The 18,061-nt window shown below is 62.7% G+C and carries 7 protein-coding genes, 2 tRNA genes, 2 rRNA genes and 1 pseudogene; 3 read left to right on the top strand and 9 right to left on the bottom strand.

Annotated elements, in window-relative coordinates:
• Positions 1–148: 148 nt before the first annotated feature.
• Both BcFMB_RS00520 and BcFMB_RS00525 read right to left on the bottom strand, forming a co-directional pair.
• A 23S ribosomal RNA gene (locus BcFMB_RS00520) occupies positions 149–3,231 on the bottom strand.
• Positions 3,232–3,782: 551 nt separating this feature from the next.
• Positions 3,783–5,325: ribosomal RNA gene (locus BcFMB_RS00525) — 16S ribosomal RNA — on the bottom strand.
• Together the 16S and 23S rRNA genes form the textbook arrangement of a ribosomal RNA operon.
• A 741-nt stretch (positions 5,326–6,066) precedes the next feature.
• On the opposite strand from BcFMB_RS00525, the gene BcFMB_RS00530 reads away from it, so the two are divergent.
• A tRNA-Val gene (locus BcFMB_RS00530) sits at positions 6,067–6,138 on the top strand.
• A 24-nt stretch (positions 6,139–6,162) separates the two neighbouring features.
• Positions 6,163–6,238, top strand: a tRNA-Gly gene (locus BcFMB_RS00535).
• A gap of 60 nt (positions 6,239–6,298) precedes the next feature.
• On the opposite strand, the gene BcFMB_RS00540 is transcribed toward BcFMB_RS00535, so the two are convergent.
• The 3 genes from BcFMB_RS00540 to BcFMB_RS00550 all read right to left on the bottom strand — a co-directional run bounded on the left by BcFMB_RS00540 (position 6,299) and on the right by BcFMB_RS00550 (position 10,650).
• Positions 6,299–8,404 (bottom strand): elongation factor G, encoded by a 2,106-nt coding sequence (locus BcFMB_RS00540; RefSeq protein ID WP_024540492.1) that lies wholly within the window; start codon positions 8,402–8,404, stop codon positions 6,299–6,301.
• Between the two features lie 138 nt (positions 8,405–8,542).
• Entirely contained in the window at positions 8,543–10,042 is a 1,500-nt protein-coding gene (locus BcFMB_RS00545) for a basic amino acid/polyamine antiporter (protein WP_024540491.1), read from the bottom strand.
• Between the two features lie 119 nt (positions 10,043–10,161).
• On the bottom strand, positions 10,162–10,650 hold the full coding sequence (locus BcFMB_RS00550) for a hypothetical protein (protein WP_099720724.1): 489 nt from the start codon (positions 10,648–10,650) through the stop codon (positions 10,162–10,164).
• Between the two features lie 431 nt (positions 10,651–11,081).
• Here BcFMB_RS00550 and BcFMB_RS00555 point away from each other — a divergent pair, with 431 nt between their 5' ends.
• On the top strand, positions 11,082–11,684 hold the full coding sequence (locus BcFMB_RS00555) for an MFS transporter (protein WP_257790236.1): 603 nt from the start codon (positions 11,082–11,084) through the stop codon (positions 11,682–11,684).
• On the opposite strand, the pseudogene BcFMB_RS00560 reads toward BcFMB_RS00555, so the two are convergent.
• The 4 genes and pseudogenes from BcFMB_RS00560 to ileS form a co-directional block, all read right to left on the bottom strand.
• Positions 11,653–12,096: pseudogene (locus BcFMB_RS00560) on the bottom strand (transposase); the annotation flags it as partial. The gene BcFMB_RS00555 and the pseudogene BcFMB_RS00560 overlap by 32 nt on opposite strands.
• Before the next feature lie 64 nt (positions 12,097–12,160).
• Entirely contained in the window at positions 12,161–13,240 is a 1,080-nt protein-coding gene (locus tag BcFMB_RS00565) for an isopeptide-forming domain-containing fimbrial protein (protein WP_157774979.1), read from the bottom strand.
• A 93-nt stretch (positions 13,241–13,333) separates the two neighbouring features.
• Positions 13,334–13,972 carry a hypothetical protein gene (locus BcFMB_RS00570; protein WP_157774981.1) on the bottom strand — a complete coding sequence of 213 codons (639 nt, stop codon included), beginning with the start codon at positions 13,970–13,972 and terminating at the stop codon, positions 13,334–13,336.
• 497 nt (positions 13,973–14,469) lie between these two features.
• Positions 14,470–17,790 (bottom strand): mupirocin-resistant isoleucine--tRNA ligase, encoded by a 3,321-nt coding sequence (gene ileS / locus BcFMB_RS00575; protein WP_099720728.1) that lies wholly within the window; start codon positions 17,788–17,790, stop codon positions 14,470–14,472.
• Positions 17,791–18,061: the final 271 nt, after the last annotated feature.

An 18,061-nucleotide genomic window follows, 5' to 3' on the forward strand; every position in this document is an offset into this window, starting at 1 on the left:
TGGTGGTTGGTTTGGGGACCGGATGGTGGACGCGCTGCGTGTTCGTACCGGGACGATGTGTCGTCGTCTGTTCGCGTGTTCGATGCTTTGCCGTGTGACTCCCGATGGTCGCGTGTCCCGCACGCGTGTGCCGCGCGATGGGTCGCGGTGGGGGTCGTCTTCGACCGTTAGTGCCGGTCGGCTCCACCCCTTGCGGGGCTTCCACGTCCGGTCTATCGACCACATGGTCTCATGTGGGGTCTCACACACCCCCGGAGGGGTGTCAGGAATCCTTATCTTGGAGCGGGCTTCCCGCTTAGATGCTTTCAGCGGTTATCCCTCCCGAACGTAGCCAACCGGCCGTGCCGCTGGCGCGACAACCGGCATACCAGAGGTTCGTCCACCCAGGTCCTCTCGTACTATGGGCAGGCCTCCTCAGGATTCCAACGAGCGCAGAGGATAGAGACCAAACTGTCTCACGACGTTCTGAACCCAGCTCGCGTGCCGCTTTAATCGGCGAACAGCCGAACCCTTGGGACCTGCTCCAGCCCCAGGATGCGACGAGCCGACATCGAGGTGCCAAACCATCCCGTCGATATGGACTCTTGGGAATGATCAGCCTGTTATCCCCGGGGTACCTTTTATCCGTTGAGCGATGCCGCGTCCGTACGCCGGCACCGGATCACTATCTCCGACTTTCGTCCCTGCTCGATCCGTCGATCTCGCAGTCAAGCCCGCTTGTGCGATTACACTCGACACCCGATTGCCAACCGGGCCGAGCGGACCTTTGAGCGCCTCCGTTACTCTTTGGGAGGCAACCGCCCCAGTTAAACTACCCGCCAGGCACTCTCCCCGACAAGGCTGACTTGTCCGGGTTAGGCATCAGATGGGGACAGAGCGGTATTTCACTGGCCGACTCCACACACACTGGCGTGCATGCCTCACAGTCTCCCGCCTATGCTACACAATCCGCACCTGATGCCAATACCAAGGTATAGTAAAGGTCCCGGGGTCTTTTCGTCCTTCTGCGCTTAACGAGCATCTTTACTCGTACTGCAATTTCGCCGAGCTCCTGGTCGAGACAGCGGGGAAGTCGTTACGCCATTCGTGCAGGTCGGAACTTACCCGACAAGGAATTTCGCTACCTTAGGATGGTTATAGTTACCACCGCCGTTTACCGGGGCTTGAATTCACCACTTCGCGCAAAGCGCTGATGGATCCTCTTAACCTTCCGGCACCGGGCAGGCGTCAGTGCATATACGGCGACTTGCGTCTTGGCATGCACCTGTGTTTTTGGTAAACAGTCGCTACCCCCTGGCTTGTGCCACCCCCCACCGCTCGACGCCGCAAGGACGTCCCACCGCGGGGGGTCTCCCTTATGCCGAAGGCACGGGAGCGGTTTGCCGAGTTCCTTGACCAGGATTCGCTCGCTCGCTTCGGTATACTCTACCTGACCACCTGTGTCGGTTTGGGGTACGGGCGGCCGCCCACCTCGCGCCGAAGCTTTTCTCGGCCGACGGGATCACCGGATATCGGGCCATCAAGGCCCCCATCATCACGCCTCGCCCCATGCTGCCCCCGGATTTGCCTGGGGGCGGGGCCGCACGCTTGACCAGGGAAAACCACCTCCCCGGCCGGCTACCCGTCCGCGTCACTCCATGCGCTCGACCCCAGGACGCCACGCGCGAACCCGAACATCACCGACCAACCCGAAGGAAGGACGGATCCGATGGAAACACGCGATCGGTCAAGGGACCGCTGATCGGTCATGCGGCCGGTACGGGAATATCGACCCGTTCATCCATTCGACTACGCCTGTCGGCCTCGCCTTAGGACCCGACTCACCCAGGGACGACGAACGTGGCCCTGGAACCCTTGGTCATCCAGCGGCAGGGATCCTCACCCTGCTCTCGCTACTCATGTCTGCATTCTCACTCCCCTGAAGTCCACCACACGGTTCCCCGGCGGCTTCGACCCTCAAGGGACGCTCTCCTACCACGCCAGACAAACTGGCGTCCGCGTCTTCGGTGGCGTGCTTGAGCCCCGCTACATTGTCGGCGCGGAACCACTAGACCAGTGAGCTGTTACGCACTCTTTCAAGGATGGCTGCTTCTGAGCCAACCTCCTGGCTGTCTATGCGACTCCACATCCTTTCCCACTTAGCACGCGCTTGGGGACCTTAGACGACGGTCTGGGCTGTCTCCCTCTCGACGACGGAGCTTATCCCCCGCCGACTCACCGCCGGCATACACGCGACAGGTATTCGGAGTTTGGTTGCTGTTGGTACCCGGTACGGGCCCGCAAGCATCCAGTAGCTCTACCCCCTGCGCGCAATCAACCGACGCTGCACCTAAATGCATTTCGGAGAGAACCAGCTATCACGGAATTTGATTGGCCTTTCACCCCTAACCCCAGGTCATCCCCTCAGTTTTCAACCTAAGTGGGTGCGGTCCTCCACGCGGTCTTACCCACGCTTCAACCTGCCCAGGGCTAGATCATCCCGCTTCGGGTCCAGGACACGCGACTGAAAAAACGCCTTTTCAGACTCGCTTTCGCTACGCATACGCCACACGGCTTATGCTCGCCACATGCCACTGACTCGCAGACTCATTTTTCGATAGGCACGCCGTCACCCGGACGAATCCAGGCTCCGACGGTTCGTAGGCGCACGGTTTCAGGAACTCTTTCACTCCCCTCCCGGGGTGCTTTTCACCTTTCCCTCACGGTACTCGTCCACTATCGGTCAGACAGCTATACTCAGGCTTACCCAACGGTCTGGGCGGATTCACACGGGATTCCACGAGGCCCGCGCTACTCGGGAGACGCGATCGCCAGACCATGCGCGTTCGGCTACGGGGCCATCACCCTCTACGGCCCGGTATCCAACCCGGTTCGCCTCACACACGGTTTTATCACTGACGCCCGGCACGTCGGCACCGGGACACACGCTCCCACGACACCGAAGCCGCAACCCCCGACGGGTATCACACGACCACGGTTTAGCCATCATCCGCTTTCGCTCGCCACTACTCACGGAGTATCCTCTCCTGCAGGTACTGAGATGTTTCACTTCCCTGCGTACCCCCCGCACAACATGCGGTGCCAGCCCATGACGGCTGGCGGGTTGCCCCATTCGGAAACCCTCGGATCAAAGCCATGTCGGCGGCTCCCCGAGGACTATCGCGGCCCCACGCGTCCTTCATCGGTACTGTCTGCCAAGGCATCCACCACTGCGCCCTTCACAACAACCCGACCACCAGCCCCAACAGGGACCCATGGGCGGCCATCGCGAACACACAACGAAAAACACAAAACTGTGTCCAACTGGAACACTCGACTATCAGATCATCACACACATCAACCACACCCCACAACAGGGCATGGCCGACACGAAACAAACGAACGAACACACACACCCCACAACAGGGATGCGTCCAGGCCGCACCAGCCACAACGGACCGATGCGCCTCGGTTCATTCACAGTACGAACACCAACCACACCCAAACGGATGCGGCCGTTGCTCGCGTCCACTCTCCAGTTCTCAAACCACCACCACACCACAAGCCCGCACGACACGACGAACACGCCGCACCGGACCCATGGGCGCGGAACACCCACCCCACACAAGGGGCGTGGCGGTCCGGGGACCCAACAGCATGCACCGCACCACCACCGACCCACAGGGCCGGCAACAGATCCTTGATCTCTTCCACACCAGCAGGGACGACCCCCACCCCCACAAGGGCGGGAAACACATCGTCCCGAAACGGACGCCACACGGGCGCCCCACAGAACTCCGTAGAAAGGAGGTGATCCAGCCGCACCTTCCGGTACGGCTACCTTGTTACGACTTAGTCCCAATCACGAGCCTCACCTTAGACGGCTCCCCCCGCGAAAAACGGTTGGGCCACCGGCTTCGGGTGCTGCCCACTTTCATGACTTGACGGGCGGTGTGTACAAGGCCCGGGAACGCATTCACCGCGGCGTTGCTGATCCGCGATTACTAGCGACTCCGCCTTCACGCAGTCGAGTTGCAGACTGCGATCCGAACTGAGACCGGTTTTCAGCGATCCGCCCCATGTCACCATGTCGCATCGCGTTGTACCGGCCATTGTAGCATGCGTGAAGCCCTGGACGTAAGGGGCATGATGATCTGACGTCATCCCCACCTTCCTCCGAGTTGACCCCGGCGGTCCCGCATGAGTTCCCGGCATAACCCGCTGGCAACATGCGGCGAGGGTTGCGCTCGTTGCGGGACTTAACCCAACATCTCACGACACGAGCTGACGACGACCATGCACCACCTGTGAACCCGCCCCGAAGGGAAACCCCGTTTCCGGGATCGTCAGGCACATGTCAAGCCCAGGTAAGGTTCTTCGCGTTGCATCGAATTAATCCGCATGCTCCGCCGCTTGTGCGGGCCCCCGTCAATTTCTTTGAGTTTTAGCCTTGCGGCCGTACTCCCCAGGCGGGATGCTTAACGCGTTAGCTCCGACACGGAACCCGTGGAAAGGGCCCCACATCCAGCATCCACCGTTTACGGCGTGGACTACCAGGGTATCTAATCCTGTTCGCTCCCCACGCTTTCGCTCCTCAGCGTCAGTAACGGCCCAGAGACCTGCCTTCGCCATTGGTGTTCTTCCCGATATCTACACATTCCACCGTTACACCGGGAATTCCAGTCTCCCCTACCGCACTCAAGCCCGCCCGTACCCGGCGCGGATCCACCGTTAAGCGATGGACTTTCACACCGGACGCGACGAACCGCCTACGAGCCCTTTACGCCCAATAAATCCGGATAACGCTTGCACCCTACGTATTACCGCGGCTGCTGGCACGTAGTTAGCCGGTGCTTATTCGAACAATCCACTCAACGGGCCCGAAGACCCGCCTTGCCCTTGAACAAAAGCGGTTTACAACCCGAAGGCCTCCATCCCGCACGCGGCGTCGCTGCATCAGGCTTGCGCCCATTGTGCAATATTCCCCACTGCTGCCTCCCGTAGGAGTCTGGGCCGTATCTCAGTCCCAATGTGGCCGGTCACCCTCTCAGGCCGGCTACCCGTCAACGCCTTGGTGGGCCGTCACCCCGCCAACAAGCTGATAGGACGCGACCCCATCCCATGCCGCAAAAGCATTTCCCACACCCCCATGCGAAGGTGCGGAGCATCCGGCATTACCACCCGTTTCCAGGAGCTATTCCGGTGCATGGGGCAGGTTGGTCACGCATTACTCACCCGTTCGCCACTCTCACCAGCCAAGCAAAGCCCGGCCGGATCCCGTTCGACTTGCATGTGTTAAGCACGCCGCCAGCGTTCATCCTGAGCCAGAATCGAACCCTCCACAAAAAACCTTCATGAAGAGCCAAACGGCCCCAAAAGAAAAAGACGGACCATCCAATAAGGAAGGACGGTCACACAAAAACCCCGACACCCATCAAACCCCCTCGGGTACCACACGGGCGGGCATCGGACTGGCAATCAAAGACCACCACACAACCAACAAAGGCCATGTGATGAAGTAGTACAGTACACACTATTGAGTTCTCAAACCACCACACACACCCACAACCACACCAATCAACCAGACCGGCAAGCCGTGAGCGGCAGCAAGAAGAAAACTTACACCACCCCAAACCAAAACGCAACCCACACCACCAAAACCCAACAAACACAACCCCTCCACGGCGTGTCGCAAACCACCACAACCACACCCCAACCCGTCCAGTCCACCCACGCTACGCCCCACCCCAGCGAACGCCACCGGCAAGGAACATGCCAACCGCAATCACACAGACCCACCTCAACGAACGTCACCGGCGAGGAACGTACCAACTACGTTCGCGCAGAGAGGTCTTAGCGAACATGACCGGCGCCAACCTCACCAGCCGCGTTCACTCAGCCGGGCACAGCGAACACCTCGGGCACGAACCGCGCAGGTCATGTTCGCCCGGGCGGCCCCCAGCGAACATCAGCAGGAAGGAACGCACCGGCGGGTATCGGAAACGGCGAAAATCAGGGCGCGACACGCCGAAGAGGCCATCGGATTTGGCAAATCGGCGACCATCGGGTAAGTTTACTTCTCGGCCCGGGCGGTTGGCGCAGTGGTAGCGCACTTCCCTGACACGGAAGGGGTCACAAGTTCGAATCTTGTATCGCCCACGAAACCGGTTTCCGGTTGACTTTGCGGACATAGCTTAGTTGGTAAAGCGCGACCTTGCCAAGGTCGAGACCGCGGGTTCGAGTCCCGTTGTCCGCTCCACCACAAGCCCCCCATTCGGGGGCTTTTCTCATATCCGGAACCGGCCGCCAGTCGCCCCCCTCATTCTTCCCGCATCGCCACATGGCAGAACTGCGGAACCTTGTACCACTTGACCGGGTAGCCGGCGCCGTGCGCGCAGAACACCGAATCGGGCGTATGCTCCAGGTCGGCTTCCGGATCGTAGCCGCTCTCCTCCACCACTTCGGCTTCGTTGTGGCATGCACGGTACCCGGCGAAGGTCAGTGCCAGCCGTCCGCGTCCGTGCGAGTAGGCGTGCACGTCCATCGCATAGTCGCGCATCGCGCTGACCGGTGCCACGCCTTCCAAGATCGCGTAGTCGCCGTCGGTCCGCGGCGCCTCGCTTTCGCCGCTCATCCGCTGCACGTCGCTCATCGCGCGACCGATCGATTCCTGCGGCAGCTCAAGACGGAACCGATACCACGGTTCGAGTAGCCTGCAGTTGCCGACTCCCCTGATGCGAGCGCCGCGACGACTAACACCCTCCGCACCGTCCGTACTAACACCATCGCCATCTCCCTCATCCTCGCGCACGTCGCCGCCGAAGCGGCGCGCCACATCGAGTTCGGTACAATCAGTCGGCACGCCGGCGCGCGATTCCATCAGTCCCATGCGCAGCGCGCGGTACGTCGCCTGCCTGAAATCACCGCCTTCGGTGTGCTTGAGGTGGCCGCGTCCGCCGATGATCGTGATGCGCATGTCAGTGATCGGCGCGCCGACGAGCACGCCGAGATGTTCACGTTCGCGCAGATGCTGGAGGATGAGCCGCTGCCAGTTGCGGTCGAGTTCGTTTTCGCTCACGTCGCTGGCGAACTGCAGTCCCGCGCCCGCTTCGAGCGGTTCGAGCAGCAGATGCACTTCAGCGTAGTGGCGCAGCGGTTCGAAATGCCCGACGCCTTCGACCGGCGCGCCGATTGTCTCCTTGTACAGGATTGACCCTTCTCCGAATCCGACGTCGAGTCCGAAACGGTCGTGCATGAGCTGTTCGATGACTTCGAGCTGCACGGCGCCCATGAGCTGCACGTGCGCCTCCTGCAGCCGTTCCTGCCAGACGACGTGCAGCAGCGGCTCTTCGTCCTCGAGTTCGCGCAGCGCGAGCAGGCATCGGTGCACATCGTTGTCACCGGGCAGCAGCGTGTACGTGAGCACGGGCTGCAGCGTCGGGTCGCCCGCGTCCTCTTCGATGCCGAATCCCTCCCCCGGGAACGTGCGTTCGGGTCCGCTCACCGCGCACACGGTGCCTGCGGGCGCCGTGTCCGTCGTCGTGCTTTTCGCGCCGGACACGCTGCGCACCTCGTCGACCTTCTCGCCGTCCGCGTCGCCGTCCTTCGCCGGCAGCACCATCTTCGCCTTCAATTCGCCGCCGGTCACCTTCATCCAGCTCAGTCGTCGACCCTGCGCGTCGTGGGAGATCTTGAACACGCGCGCGCCGAAGCGCTGCGGATACCGCGGCTGGCGCGCGTAGTGCGCGAAGCCGCCGAGCAATGCGTCGACGCCGTCCATGTGCAGCGCGGCGCCGTGGTAGACGGGGAACACGCGACGCGCGGCGATGAGCTCGCGGATGAGTTCGACGTCGACGACGCTGGTTTCGAGATATGCGTCCATCGCGCGTTCGCTCTGCATCGCGATGTCCTCGAAGCTCTGCGCAGCCAATGCGCCGACATCCTCGGCATCTGCGGGCGTGAAGTCGATGCAGCCGTCACCGAAGCGACTGCGCAGCTGCGCGAGCGTGCGCTCCACATCGGCGCCGGTCGCATCGCTTTTGTTGATGAAGACGAAGGTCGGCACCTCGTACTGTCCGAGCAGGCGGAACAACGTCTGTGTGTGCCCCTGGATGCCGTCGACGGCGGAAACGACGAGGATCGCATAGTCGAGCACCTGCAATGTGCGTTCGGTCTCGGCGGAGAAATCGACGTGCCCGGGCGTGTCGAGCAATGTGAGTTCGAGGTCGCCGTCCGTGATGATCGCCGGCTCCGTGTAGATCGTGATGCCGCGGGCGCGTTCGATCGCGTTCGTATCGAGGAACGCGTCGCCGTGGTCGACACGGCCGAGCCTGCGCGTCACACCGGACGCGTACAGCAGCGCCTCGGACAGCGTCGTCTTGCCCGCGTCCACATGGGCGACGACGCCCGCCACGATTCGTTTCATCCGCGTTCCTTCCATTCATGCCGCGTTCCGCGCGCCCGCCACATGATTCGCCGATCGTATCTGCATAGTCGATTGCGCAAATCAACAGTCGCGCAAATCAACAGTCGATTGTATGACGACGGCACGCCGCCGGCGTCATCACGCACCTGTGAACAGGCCGACGTGCAGCGTGTACAGCAGCCCGCACACGCCGCCCACAACGATGACGGCGAACAGCGCGCGCTCCTTCACGCTGAACAGCGCGCGCAATTCGACATCCGGAGCATGCTGGCGACGCGCGAGCGTGAAGATCGGCAATCCGGCGGCGAACAACGCGCAGGCGACCATCAGATATTCGAGACCGGCCGCGTAGACGAGAAATAGCGAGAACAGCGAGCCGAGTACGCCGGTCGTCAGGGCGCGCCGACGAGTGACGTCGGCGTGCGCGTCGAACAACGCGCGCTCGCGCACGGCAACCTTCCACAGATACAGGCAGCACAGCAGATAGCACGGCATCGACATGACCGACGTGATCGAGATCATCACGTTCCATGCGTCGCCGCGTACGAAACGGCACAGGATGAACAGCAGCTGGCATGTGCAGGCCGTCAGCAGGATGCCGCCCTTCGGCGCGCCGTGCTGGTTCGTCGTCAGGAACGCGCGCGGCCAGATGCCGTCGCGCGCGCCGAACAGCGGCATCTGGCTGATCATCAGCATCCACACGAGCCATGCGAACAGGACGCTGACGATGACGCCGACGTTGACCATGACGGCACCCCACATGCCGAAACGCTGCTCCATGATCATCGACATCGACGGATTCGCCATACCGGCGATGCGCTGCTGCCCGTAGACGCCGAGCGGCAGCATCGACACGAGGAAATACAGGACGAGCACGGCGAGATAGCCGGCGATAGTCGCGCGCGACACGGCCTTCGGCGAGCGCGCGCTGCCGGAGACGACGACGGCGCCCTCCATGCCGATGAACAGCCACAGCGTCACGAGCATCGAATCGCGCATCTGCGCGAACAGGTCGGAGGCGTGGAACGCGAGCGCCGTGCCGTCGGGCGCCTGCCCCCAGAAGTCGGCGCGCATTATCGCGGGGTTGAACACGGCGCACAGCGCGACGATGAAGACGACGACCGGCACGATCTTGCATATCGTGCCGACGACGTTGATGGCGGCGCCAGTGCGTGTGCCGAGCATCGCAACGGCCGTCATGATCCACAGGATCGCCGACGCGCCGATGATCGAGGCCGTGTTGTTGCCATCGGTGAAGACGCCGGGCATGAAGACGTCGAGCGTCGACATGATGAGCACGCCGTACGCGACGATCGAGAAGCAGTTGCACAGCCAGTACCCGTAGCCGACGAGGAATCCGATGAATCTGCCGAATCCCTGACGCGCGTAGGTGTACAGGCCGTCCTTGAGTTCGGGTTTGATTTCGGTGAGCGTGCGGAAGGTGTCGACGATGAACCACATGCCGACGCCGGTGACGGCCCATGCGAGCAGCTGTCCGCCCGCCCCGGCGCGCGCGGCCATGTTCTGCGGGAGGCTAAAGACGCCGCCGCCGACCATCGCGGAGATGACGAGCGCGAACAGTCCGAGGAATCCGACCGATCCCGCCGATCCGCTCGCATGTTCGGTGTCCTTGTGCATGTCCCGGTGCATGTTCCGCGCCCCGCGTTTCCTTCGACGACCGTTGTTACGCCGCCATCGTAGTGCATCGCGGGACGTTATGCCGACGGCGGGCGCGCAATCGCCGCCGGCGCGCGCCGTCAGTCGTCGACGACGATCTTCATGCGGTCGAAGGCGGCCTTCGCCGCATCCTCGGAGGCGTTGCCTTCCAGGAGGACGACGGTCGCGCTGTCCTTGACCTTGACGACGTAGTTGTGTTCGGTCGCGTCGTCGACGGCTTCCTGCCAGAAGATGAAGTCGTTGCCGTTGCGTTCGCCTTCGTTGAGGATCTCGGCGGTGTCGTCGCCGTCGATCTGCTCACGGTAGAGTTCGTAGCCCTCCTCATGCATGAACGAGCCCTCGAAGATCTCCTCGCCGTCCTTCGTAACCTCGAAGGGCACCTTGCCGGTGATGTCGTAGCCGTCGGTGACATCGAGCGTGACCTTGATCGCGTCGCCGGTGTCGACGTTGAAGGTGTATGACTTGTCCGCGTGCGCCTTGACGCCGCACGCCCCCATCGTGACGACGACCGCCGCTGCGGCCGCGAGCGCCGCGATCCTCGTCATCATGGCTCCGCCGTTGATACGCATCAGTCCTCTTCCTTTCCTCGACGTCGTCGTGACGTAGTCCGTGTCCTCAGCATCGGCGCCACGTTCCGTTGCGCCGCAGCGCCGACCCGTGTCACCGTACGGCACCGCCGGCCGCCCGCGCGCATGTTCCACCGCTCGGGCACCATCCGTCCTCATGATGAACGCAGCACGGAGTGCGCAATCATACGGGCATACGGTTCGGCGACCGACGAAAACCGGCGACGGGGCCGCGCCGGCGCACTACGTTGGAGGAAGTGGACAGATCCTCCCGCGGCATCCGCCGCGACACCGGCGGGACGACGGAACACGAGGAGGCGGCGAATGGACGCGCAAGCACACGAGACAGACAATGTAAGACGACCACGGCGAACACGGCGACGACGTATCAAACGACCGAATCCGGCAAGCTGCCCAAGCTGACCGACGACACGATGGTCGTCGCGAAGAACAGCGAACGGCATTCGTGGCGTTCGATCAAGCTGCTGCTCGCGACGCTCATCGTCAGTACGCTCGGCGACGGCTTCTGCTCGGTCATGATGTCGGTCGCGCTGCCGGACATCTCCGAGACCTACCATGTGAGCCTCGCCACGGCGAACTGGGTGACGGTCGACTACGCGATTGTCGCCGCGACGGCCGTCATGACGGCGGCGAGCGCGCTCGCGCGCATCGGTCTCAAGCGGTTGTTCTTCTGGAGCCGAATCCTGCTCATCGTCAGTTCCGCAATAGGCCTGTGCTCGCTCGACTTCCCGATGATGCTGTCGAGCCGTCTGATCCAGGCGGTCGGCGCCGCGCTGATGTTCCCGACGATCAACACCGTCATCATCCGCATCGTGCCGCCCGAACGCTCCGGCCGCATCGTCTCGCTGAACAGTTCGCTCATCGGTGTCGGCATCGCCGTCGCGCCGCTGCTGTCCGGCGTGTTCCTGACCTATGTGAGCCTGACGTCGATGTACGCCGTGCCGCTGCTCATCGGCATCGTCTCACTGATCATGGGCTGCCGGTCTCGCGCATCTGGCAGGCGCGTCCGGTCTTGACCCGTTGTTTCTGCAGGTTATGCTTGGTCTCCAGCTAGAGCCCGGTCAAGCCCTCCTCGTTGCGCAGCCACAGGTATTTCGTGCGCCTGAGCAGGGGGTTGCGCCCGGCCTCCGTCTTGCGGACCTTGTCGACGGCCTCGTTGGCGTGCTTGATCACATGGAACTTGTCGATCACCTTGGCGGCGTTAGGCAGGTGTTCGCAGATGCCCTTGGCGAACCCCAGGCTCATGTCGCAGGTGACCAGTGTCACCCGGTTCGGGTCACCGTTGTGGTCCATGAAATCCAACGCGAACCGTTTGACTGTGTTCGCGTCCTTGCCGGGCACCACGCAGATCACGTTGCGCTCCGCCAGATCGGCGACCACGGTGATGTACCGGTGGCCTTTGCGGCTGGTCTCGTCGAAGCCGATCGCGATGTGCAATTCGCGTCTGCCGCCCTCCCCGTCACGGAACTCCACGCCCGAAACCCTCCAAGAATCAGGCAACTGCAAGGCGGCGGTGAACAACAACGTGGTATCCATACCCCCAAACTACCCGCCAGCCACCTCCACCCGACCAGCCCACCCACACCAAACAGCGAAAAGCCATGAAGTTCTTGTAGTTCGCCGAATCCATGCTGTAAGTCACGCCGGCGAGCGTCTTCTTCGCCGGCTCCTTGTAGGTGGGCTGGACCGTCAGCGTGAACTGCACCGGATTGTCGCCGAGCAGATAGTCCGTCGGCGCCTTGGTCTCCTTGAACGTGTAGGTCGTCGCGTCGGTCGAATCGGCGTTGAGGCCCTTGATGACGATCTGCGTATCGCTGGAGGTGATGTGATCGACCGTCACGACCGGATTACCCTGGGCATCGACGGCGCCGTCCTTGACGATGCCGTATACGCCATTGCCGTAGTCATGGAACTTGACCGGAGTATTGGCCGTTCCGGCGGTCACGGTGAATTGCGCTCCGAGCAGGATGGTGTTCGGATCGCTGAACGCGATCTTCTGCAACGGCACGGACGCCACGTACAGATGCTTCGTGGAATCGGTGGTGCCAGTGCCATGCGAACTGTGGTCCTGGGGGTTGTTGTCGAAGGTCACCGACGCCGTGTTGTTCGTCTTGTCCACGCCCACGGCGTTGACGACGGCCGTGTAGGTGACTGTAATGGCATTGCCGCTTTGCTTGAGCGGGTTGCTCAACGTCACCGTGAATCCATTGCCGTTGGCGGCCTTCGTCACCGTGTAGTCAGTGCCGGACGTCAGGGCGACGCCATTGGCCTTCACTCCGATGCCGGCGTTGTCGGCGCCGAACTGCGTCGTCAGGTTGCTCGTCGGCGTATCGGAGATGCTGAACTGCGGATTGGTCCAATCCTGGTAATCACCGTAGTTCGGCACGTTCGTCGTGATCGTGAACTCATGCGAGGAGCCGATCTGGGAGAGCAGATCCCCCGGCGTCGTCTTCTGGACTTCGACCTTTTCGGCCTTCAGATTGATCTGACCAAGCGTGAAGCTCTGGCCGTCGCGCCCCGTCGTGCTTTTGATGATGCTCTGTCCGTTCGTGATCGTCGTGCCAGCGATCATGGCGCGCGGCATCTCGTTGGCCGCCGCGCCGCTTCCCGTGGCGGGCTGCTCGACGATCAGGTAGACGCCTTCGGGCAGATTGGCGAACTCGGCCTATCCCTGGGCACCGGTGGCGGTATGCGTGGTCACTGTGGAGCAGGCGGCGCCGAGCGTGGCCTGCGCGGCCTTGGCGAACAGGCGCATCGCCTTGTTGTTCGCATGATCGTTGCTGAACTTGTCGGCGCCGGCGCCGTAGAAGTACCGGGCGACGAACTGCAGCGGGGACATGTTCGTCGCGTCGCCGACGAAGGATCCGCCCTGATAGACGATCTTGTTGTTGGCATCCAGCAGTTTCAGCTGGTCATCAGAGGTGTTCGCGGCGTTGACGCCCTGTGCGGCGGCCTTGATCCAGGCCATCACGTCCGCATTGGTCACGCCCGGGGCGTTGACCAGGTTCATGCTGGTGACGCTGCTGCCCGTCACCTGGACATCGGCGTAGGAGCCGAGTTCGTAGGCCGTGAACGTACGACCGTTGACCGACGCCGGGACGAGGTCGTTCGTGCCGCCGTCCGACGGCGCCGGCGCATCGTGGATGATGATCGTGCCCGCGTTCGCGGTGGGTGTGAACGGCGCCGACGGGGATGCGGACGGGTCATCCGCGAGCGCCGTACCGGCTGTGAGCCCTCCGACTCCCAGCATTGCGATTGCGGCAAACACGGCCGCCGACGCCTTGGCTATTGAACGAGTGTTCATCGTGTACCGACTTTCTTTCCCGTGGTATTGAGGGTTTCCTCGGCAAATGATGGCCACTCGCCCGCACGGGCCTTTAGCGCCCGCGCGACCTTCGCAACGCACACCTTCCGGTGATTCCCACGGTGTCTCCGATGGATTTCCATCGTTGATTCTCAACGTATGGAGATTCCCGTCGGCGTGGGAAACTTGCGACGGGAGAACAAACTCACTTATTTCAAGAAAAAACCTTGGATTTTCGCCATTTATTACTCTTACAGTAGAATTTGTGATAATTATCCAGTCAAATCGGCGCAATAAGCCTAATATCATTAGTCCTTGTCCGAGCAAGTTTCGGGGAAAAGTACGCAGAGGGCGAATACCGGCGCGAATCGGAGCCACATTGTCCCCTGAACCGGCGCATACGGCGGCGATGCCCGTGCCGGAACACCTGCATCGGTGTCCGGCACGGGCATCGCCGCCGTATGCGCCGGTTCGGGCGTCAGTATCGACCGGGCATGTCAGGCCTTGCTGACGTCGGCCTTGAGCGTCTCGCCCGGCTGGAGCGTCAGCGACACGGCGAGCGTCTCGGACTTGATGAGGTCCTCGAAGCGCTCGACCTTCGCGATGTCGTCCTGCGGCACGCTCAGCGTCAGGTCGATGCGGTCGGTCACGTCGAGTCCGGCGGCCTTGCGCGCGTCCTGCACGGCGCGGATGACGTCGCGCGCGTAGCCTTCAGCGATGAGCGCGTCGTCGAGCGCGAGGTCGAGGATGACGAATCCGCCCGACGGCAGGATCGACGACGCCGAGTTGGCGCGTTCGGACGCGTCCGCCTCCTCGACGCGGCGCGTGATGTCGTATTCGTCGCCCTGCAGCGTGATCTCACCGTCCGGCGTCTCGATGACCGGGTCGCCGGTCTTCGGATCGGCATGCCATGCGCCGCTCTTCGACGCCTTGATTGCGAACTGCACCTGCTTGCCTAGACGCGGGCCGGCGGCGCGCGCGTTGACTTTGAGCTCCTCGACGATCTTGAGGCCGTGTTCGGCCGCCTCGTCGAGCATCAGGTAGTCGATCGCCTTGATGTTGAGCTCGCTCTTGAGCAGCGCGTCGTAGACGTCGACCTGCGACGGTTCATCGACGACAACGGTCAGCTTCGCAAGCGGCTGGCGCACGCGCATCTTGTTGGCCTTGCGCAGCGACAGCGTCGCCGAGACGATCTCGCGCACCTTGTCCATCGCGGCGACGAGCGCGCCGTTCTCCTGGAGCACCCGTCCCAGCTCGGTGTCGGCGCCGGTGTCGGGATCGGTCAGATACGGCCAGTCGCCCAGATGCACCGATTCGCCGCCGGTCAGGCCGCGCCACACGGCCTCGGCCTCCATCGGGGCGAGCGGCGCGAGCACGCGCATGAACGCCTCGAGCGCCGTGTACAGCGTGTTGAACGCGTTCTCGTCCTCGTTCCAGAAGCGGTCGCGCGAGTTGCGGATGTACCAGTTCGTCAGCATGTCGATGTAGTCGGCGACCGCGTCGCATGCGTCGGAGATCGCGAAGGCGTCCATGTCGCGGGTCACGTCGGCGATGAGCTGACGCGTGCGGGCGAGCAGGTAGCGGTCCATCTGCGCGAGGCCGTCGACCTCGTCGGGGCGCACGCGGCGCGCGTCGTAGCCGTTGCCGTCGTTCGCGGCGTTCGCATACAGCGTGAAGAAGTAGTACGAGCTCCACACCGGCAGCATGATCTGACGGACCGTGTCGCGGATGCCCTCGGAGGTCACGATGAGGTTGCCGCCGCGCAGGATCGGCGAACTCATCAGGAACCAGCGCATCGCGTCGGAGCCATACTTATTGAACACGCCGTTGACGTCCGGATAGTTGCGCAGGTGCTTGCTCATCTTCTGGCCGTCGTCACCGAGCACGATGCCATGGCAGATGACGTTCTTGAACGCCGGCTTGTCGAACAGCGCAGTCGCCATGACATGCAGCAGATAGAACCATCCGCGCGTCTGGCCGATGTACTCGACGATGAAATCGGACGGGAAGTGGTGCTCGAAGTACTCCTTGTTCTCAAAGGGGTAATGGAACTGCGCGAACGGCATCGAACCGGACTCGAACCAGCAGTCGAGCACATCGGTGATGCGGTGCATCGTCGACTTGCCGGTCGGATCGTCCGGATTCGGACGCGTCAGGTTGTCGATCCACGGACGGTGCATGTTGATGTTGCCGTCGTTGTCGCGCGGATAGTCGCCGAAGTCGCGCTTGAGTTCGTCGAGCGAACCGTAGACGTCGACGCGCGGGTACTTCGGGTCGTCGCTCACCCACACCGGGATCGGCGAGCCCCAGAAGCGATTGCGCGAGATCGACCAGTCGCGTGCGTTCGACAGCCACTTGCCGAACTGGCCGTCCTTGACGTTCTCCGGAATCCAGTTGATCTGCTGGTTGAGTTCGAGCAGACGCGGCTTGATCTTCGTGACCGAGACGAACCAGCTCGAGACCGGCTTGTAGATCAGCGGCGTGCCGCAGCGCCAGCAGTGCGGGTACGAATGCACGTAGCTCTTCTCCTGGAACAGCAGCGCGCGTTCGGCCTCGGGACGCTCGGCGAGCGGACCGTCGCCGGCACGCAGGTTGCGCAGGATCGGCAGATTCGCGTCGAATACGAACAGGCCTTCATAGTCCGGGCACAGCGACGTGAAGCGGCATGCGGCGTCGAGCACGTCGACGCTCCTGATGTCGTGCGCGTTGAGCGTGTTCATATCGTCCTCGCCGTAGGGCGCCTGATGCACGAGGCCGGTGCCTTCGGTCGTGTCGACGTAGTCGGCGGTGAGGATCTGGTACGCGTTCGGACCCGGCGTGCCGTCCTCGGCCGTCGCGTCGGCGCCGGCGAAGTACGGGAAGATCGGATAGTAGCGCCAGCCGACCATGTCGCGGCCCTTGAGCTCGCGCACGATCTCGTAGTCCTCGCCGAGCTCCTTGTTGTAGGAGCCGAGCAGCGCCTTCGCGAAGTAGAACTTCTTGCCGGCGAATCGACCTTCCTTCGGGGCGACCTCGACGTAGTCGATGTCGTCGCCGACGACGACGGCGAAATTGGTCGGCAGCGTCCACGGCGTCGTCGTCCAGATGACGGCGTAGGCGTCGTCCTCGTCGCGCAGCTTGAGCGCGACCGAGACGGTCGTGTCCTGACGGTCCTGATAGACGTCGGCATCCATACGCAGCTCGTGCGCCGAAAGCGGCGTCTGATCCTTCGGGCAGTACGGCAGCACACGGTAGCCCTTGTAGGCCAATCCCTTGTCGTAGAGCGTCTTGAACGCCCACATCACCGACTCCATATACGGGATGTCAAGCGTCTTGTAGCCGTGCTCGAAGTCGACCCAACGCGCCTGGCGGTGCACATAGTCGCGCCATTCGCCCACGTATTTGAGCACGGAGGCGCGGCAGGCGTCGTTGAACTTGTCGATGCCCATCTTCTCGATCTGATCGACCGAATCGATGCCGAGCTCCTTCTGCGCCTCGAGTTCGGCGGGCAGGCCGTGCGTGTCCCAGCCGAAGACGCGGTTGACCCGGCGCCCCTTCATCGTCTGATAACGCGGCACGACATCCTTCGCGTAGCCGGTCAGCAGATGGCCGTAGTGCGGCAGGCCGTTCGCGAAGGGCGGACCGTCGAAGAACACGAATTCATTGTCGCTGTTCTCGCCGGAGGGATTCTCATCGATGGATTTCTGGAAGGTGTCGTTCGTATCCCAGTACTGCAGCACATCCTCTTCGAGCTTGGGGAAATCCGGGTTCGGCGCCACGTTGGCGCTCTGTTCGCCGGATGCTGCCTTAGGGTACACGTGCTTTGGTGTTTCGCTCACCGTTGCTCCTCGTTCTTGCAGACTTCGGTTGCCTGCGAGGACGATGGACGCCTGCGCGGCCATGCGCGTCGTGCGCACGCCCGTGGGGCCGCCACCGCGGTACCACCTCGCTTGCCACATGCGCGCCGCGTCCGGCGACGTGCCCGTGACCGCTTGATTCGGCTGTGTCGGGCCGATCCCGTCGGTTCTACTGAGCCCGGCGGCATATGCGCCGGACCGTTCTTCCGAAGGCTCCCCGCTGATGACGGATCGTCGCCTATCGTGTGCCACT

It is taken from the genome of Bifidobacterium choerinum (assembly GCF_002761235.1).
Lineage (GTDB): Bacteria > Actinomycetota > Actinomycetes > Actinomycetales > Bifidobacteriaceae > Bifidobacterium > Bifidobacterium choerinum.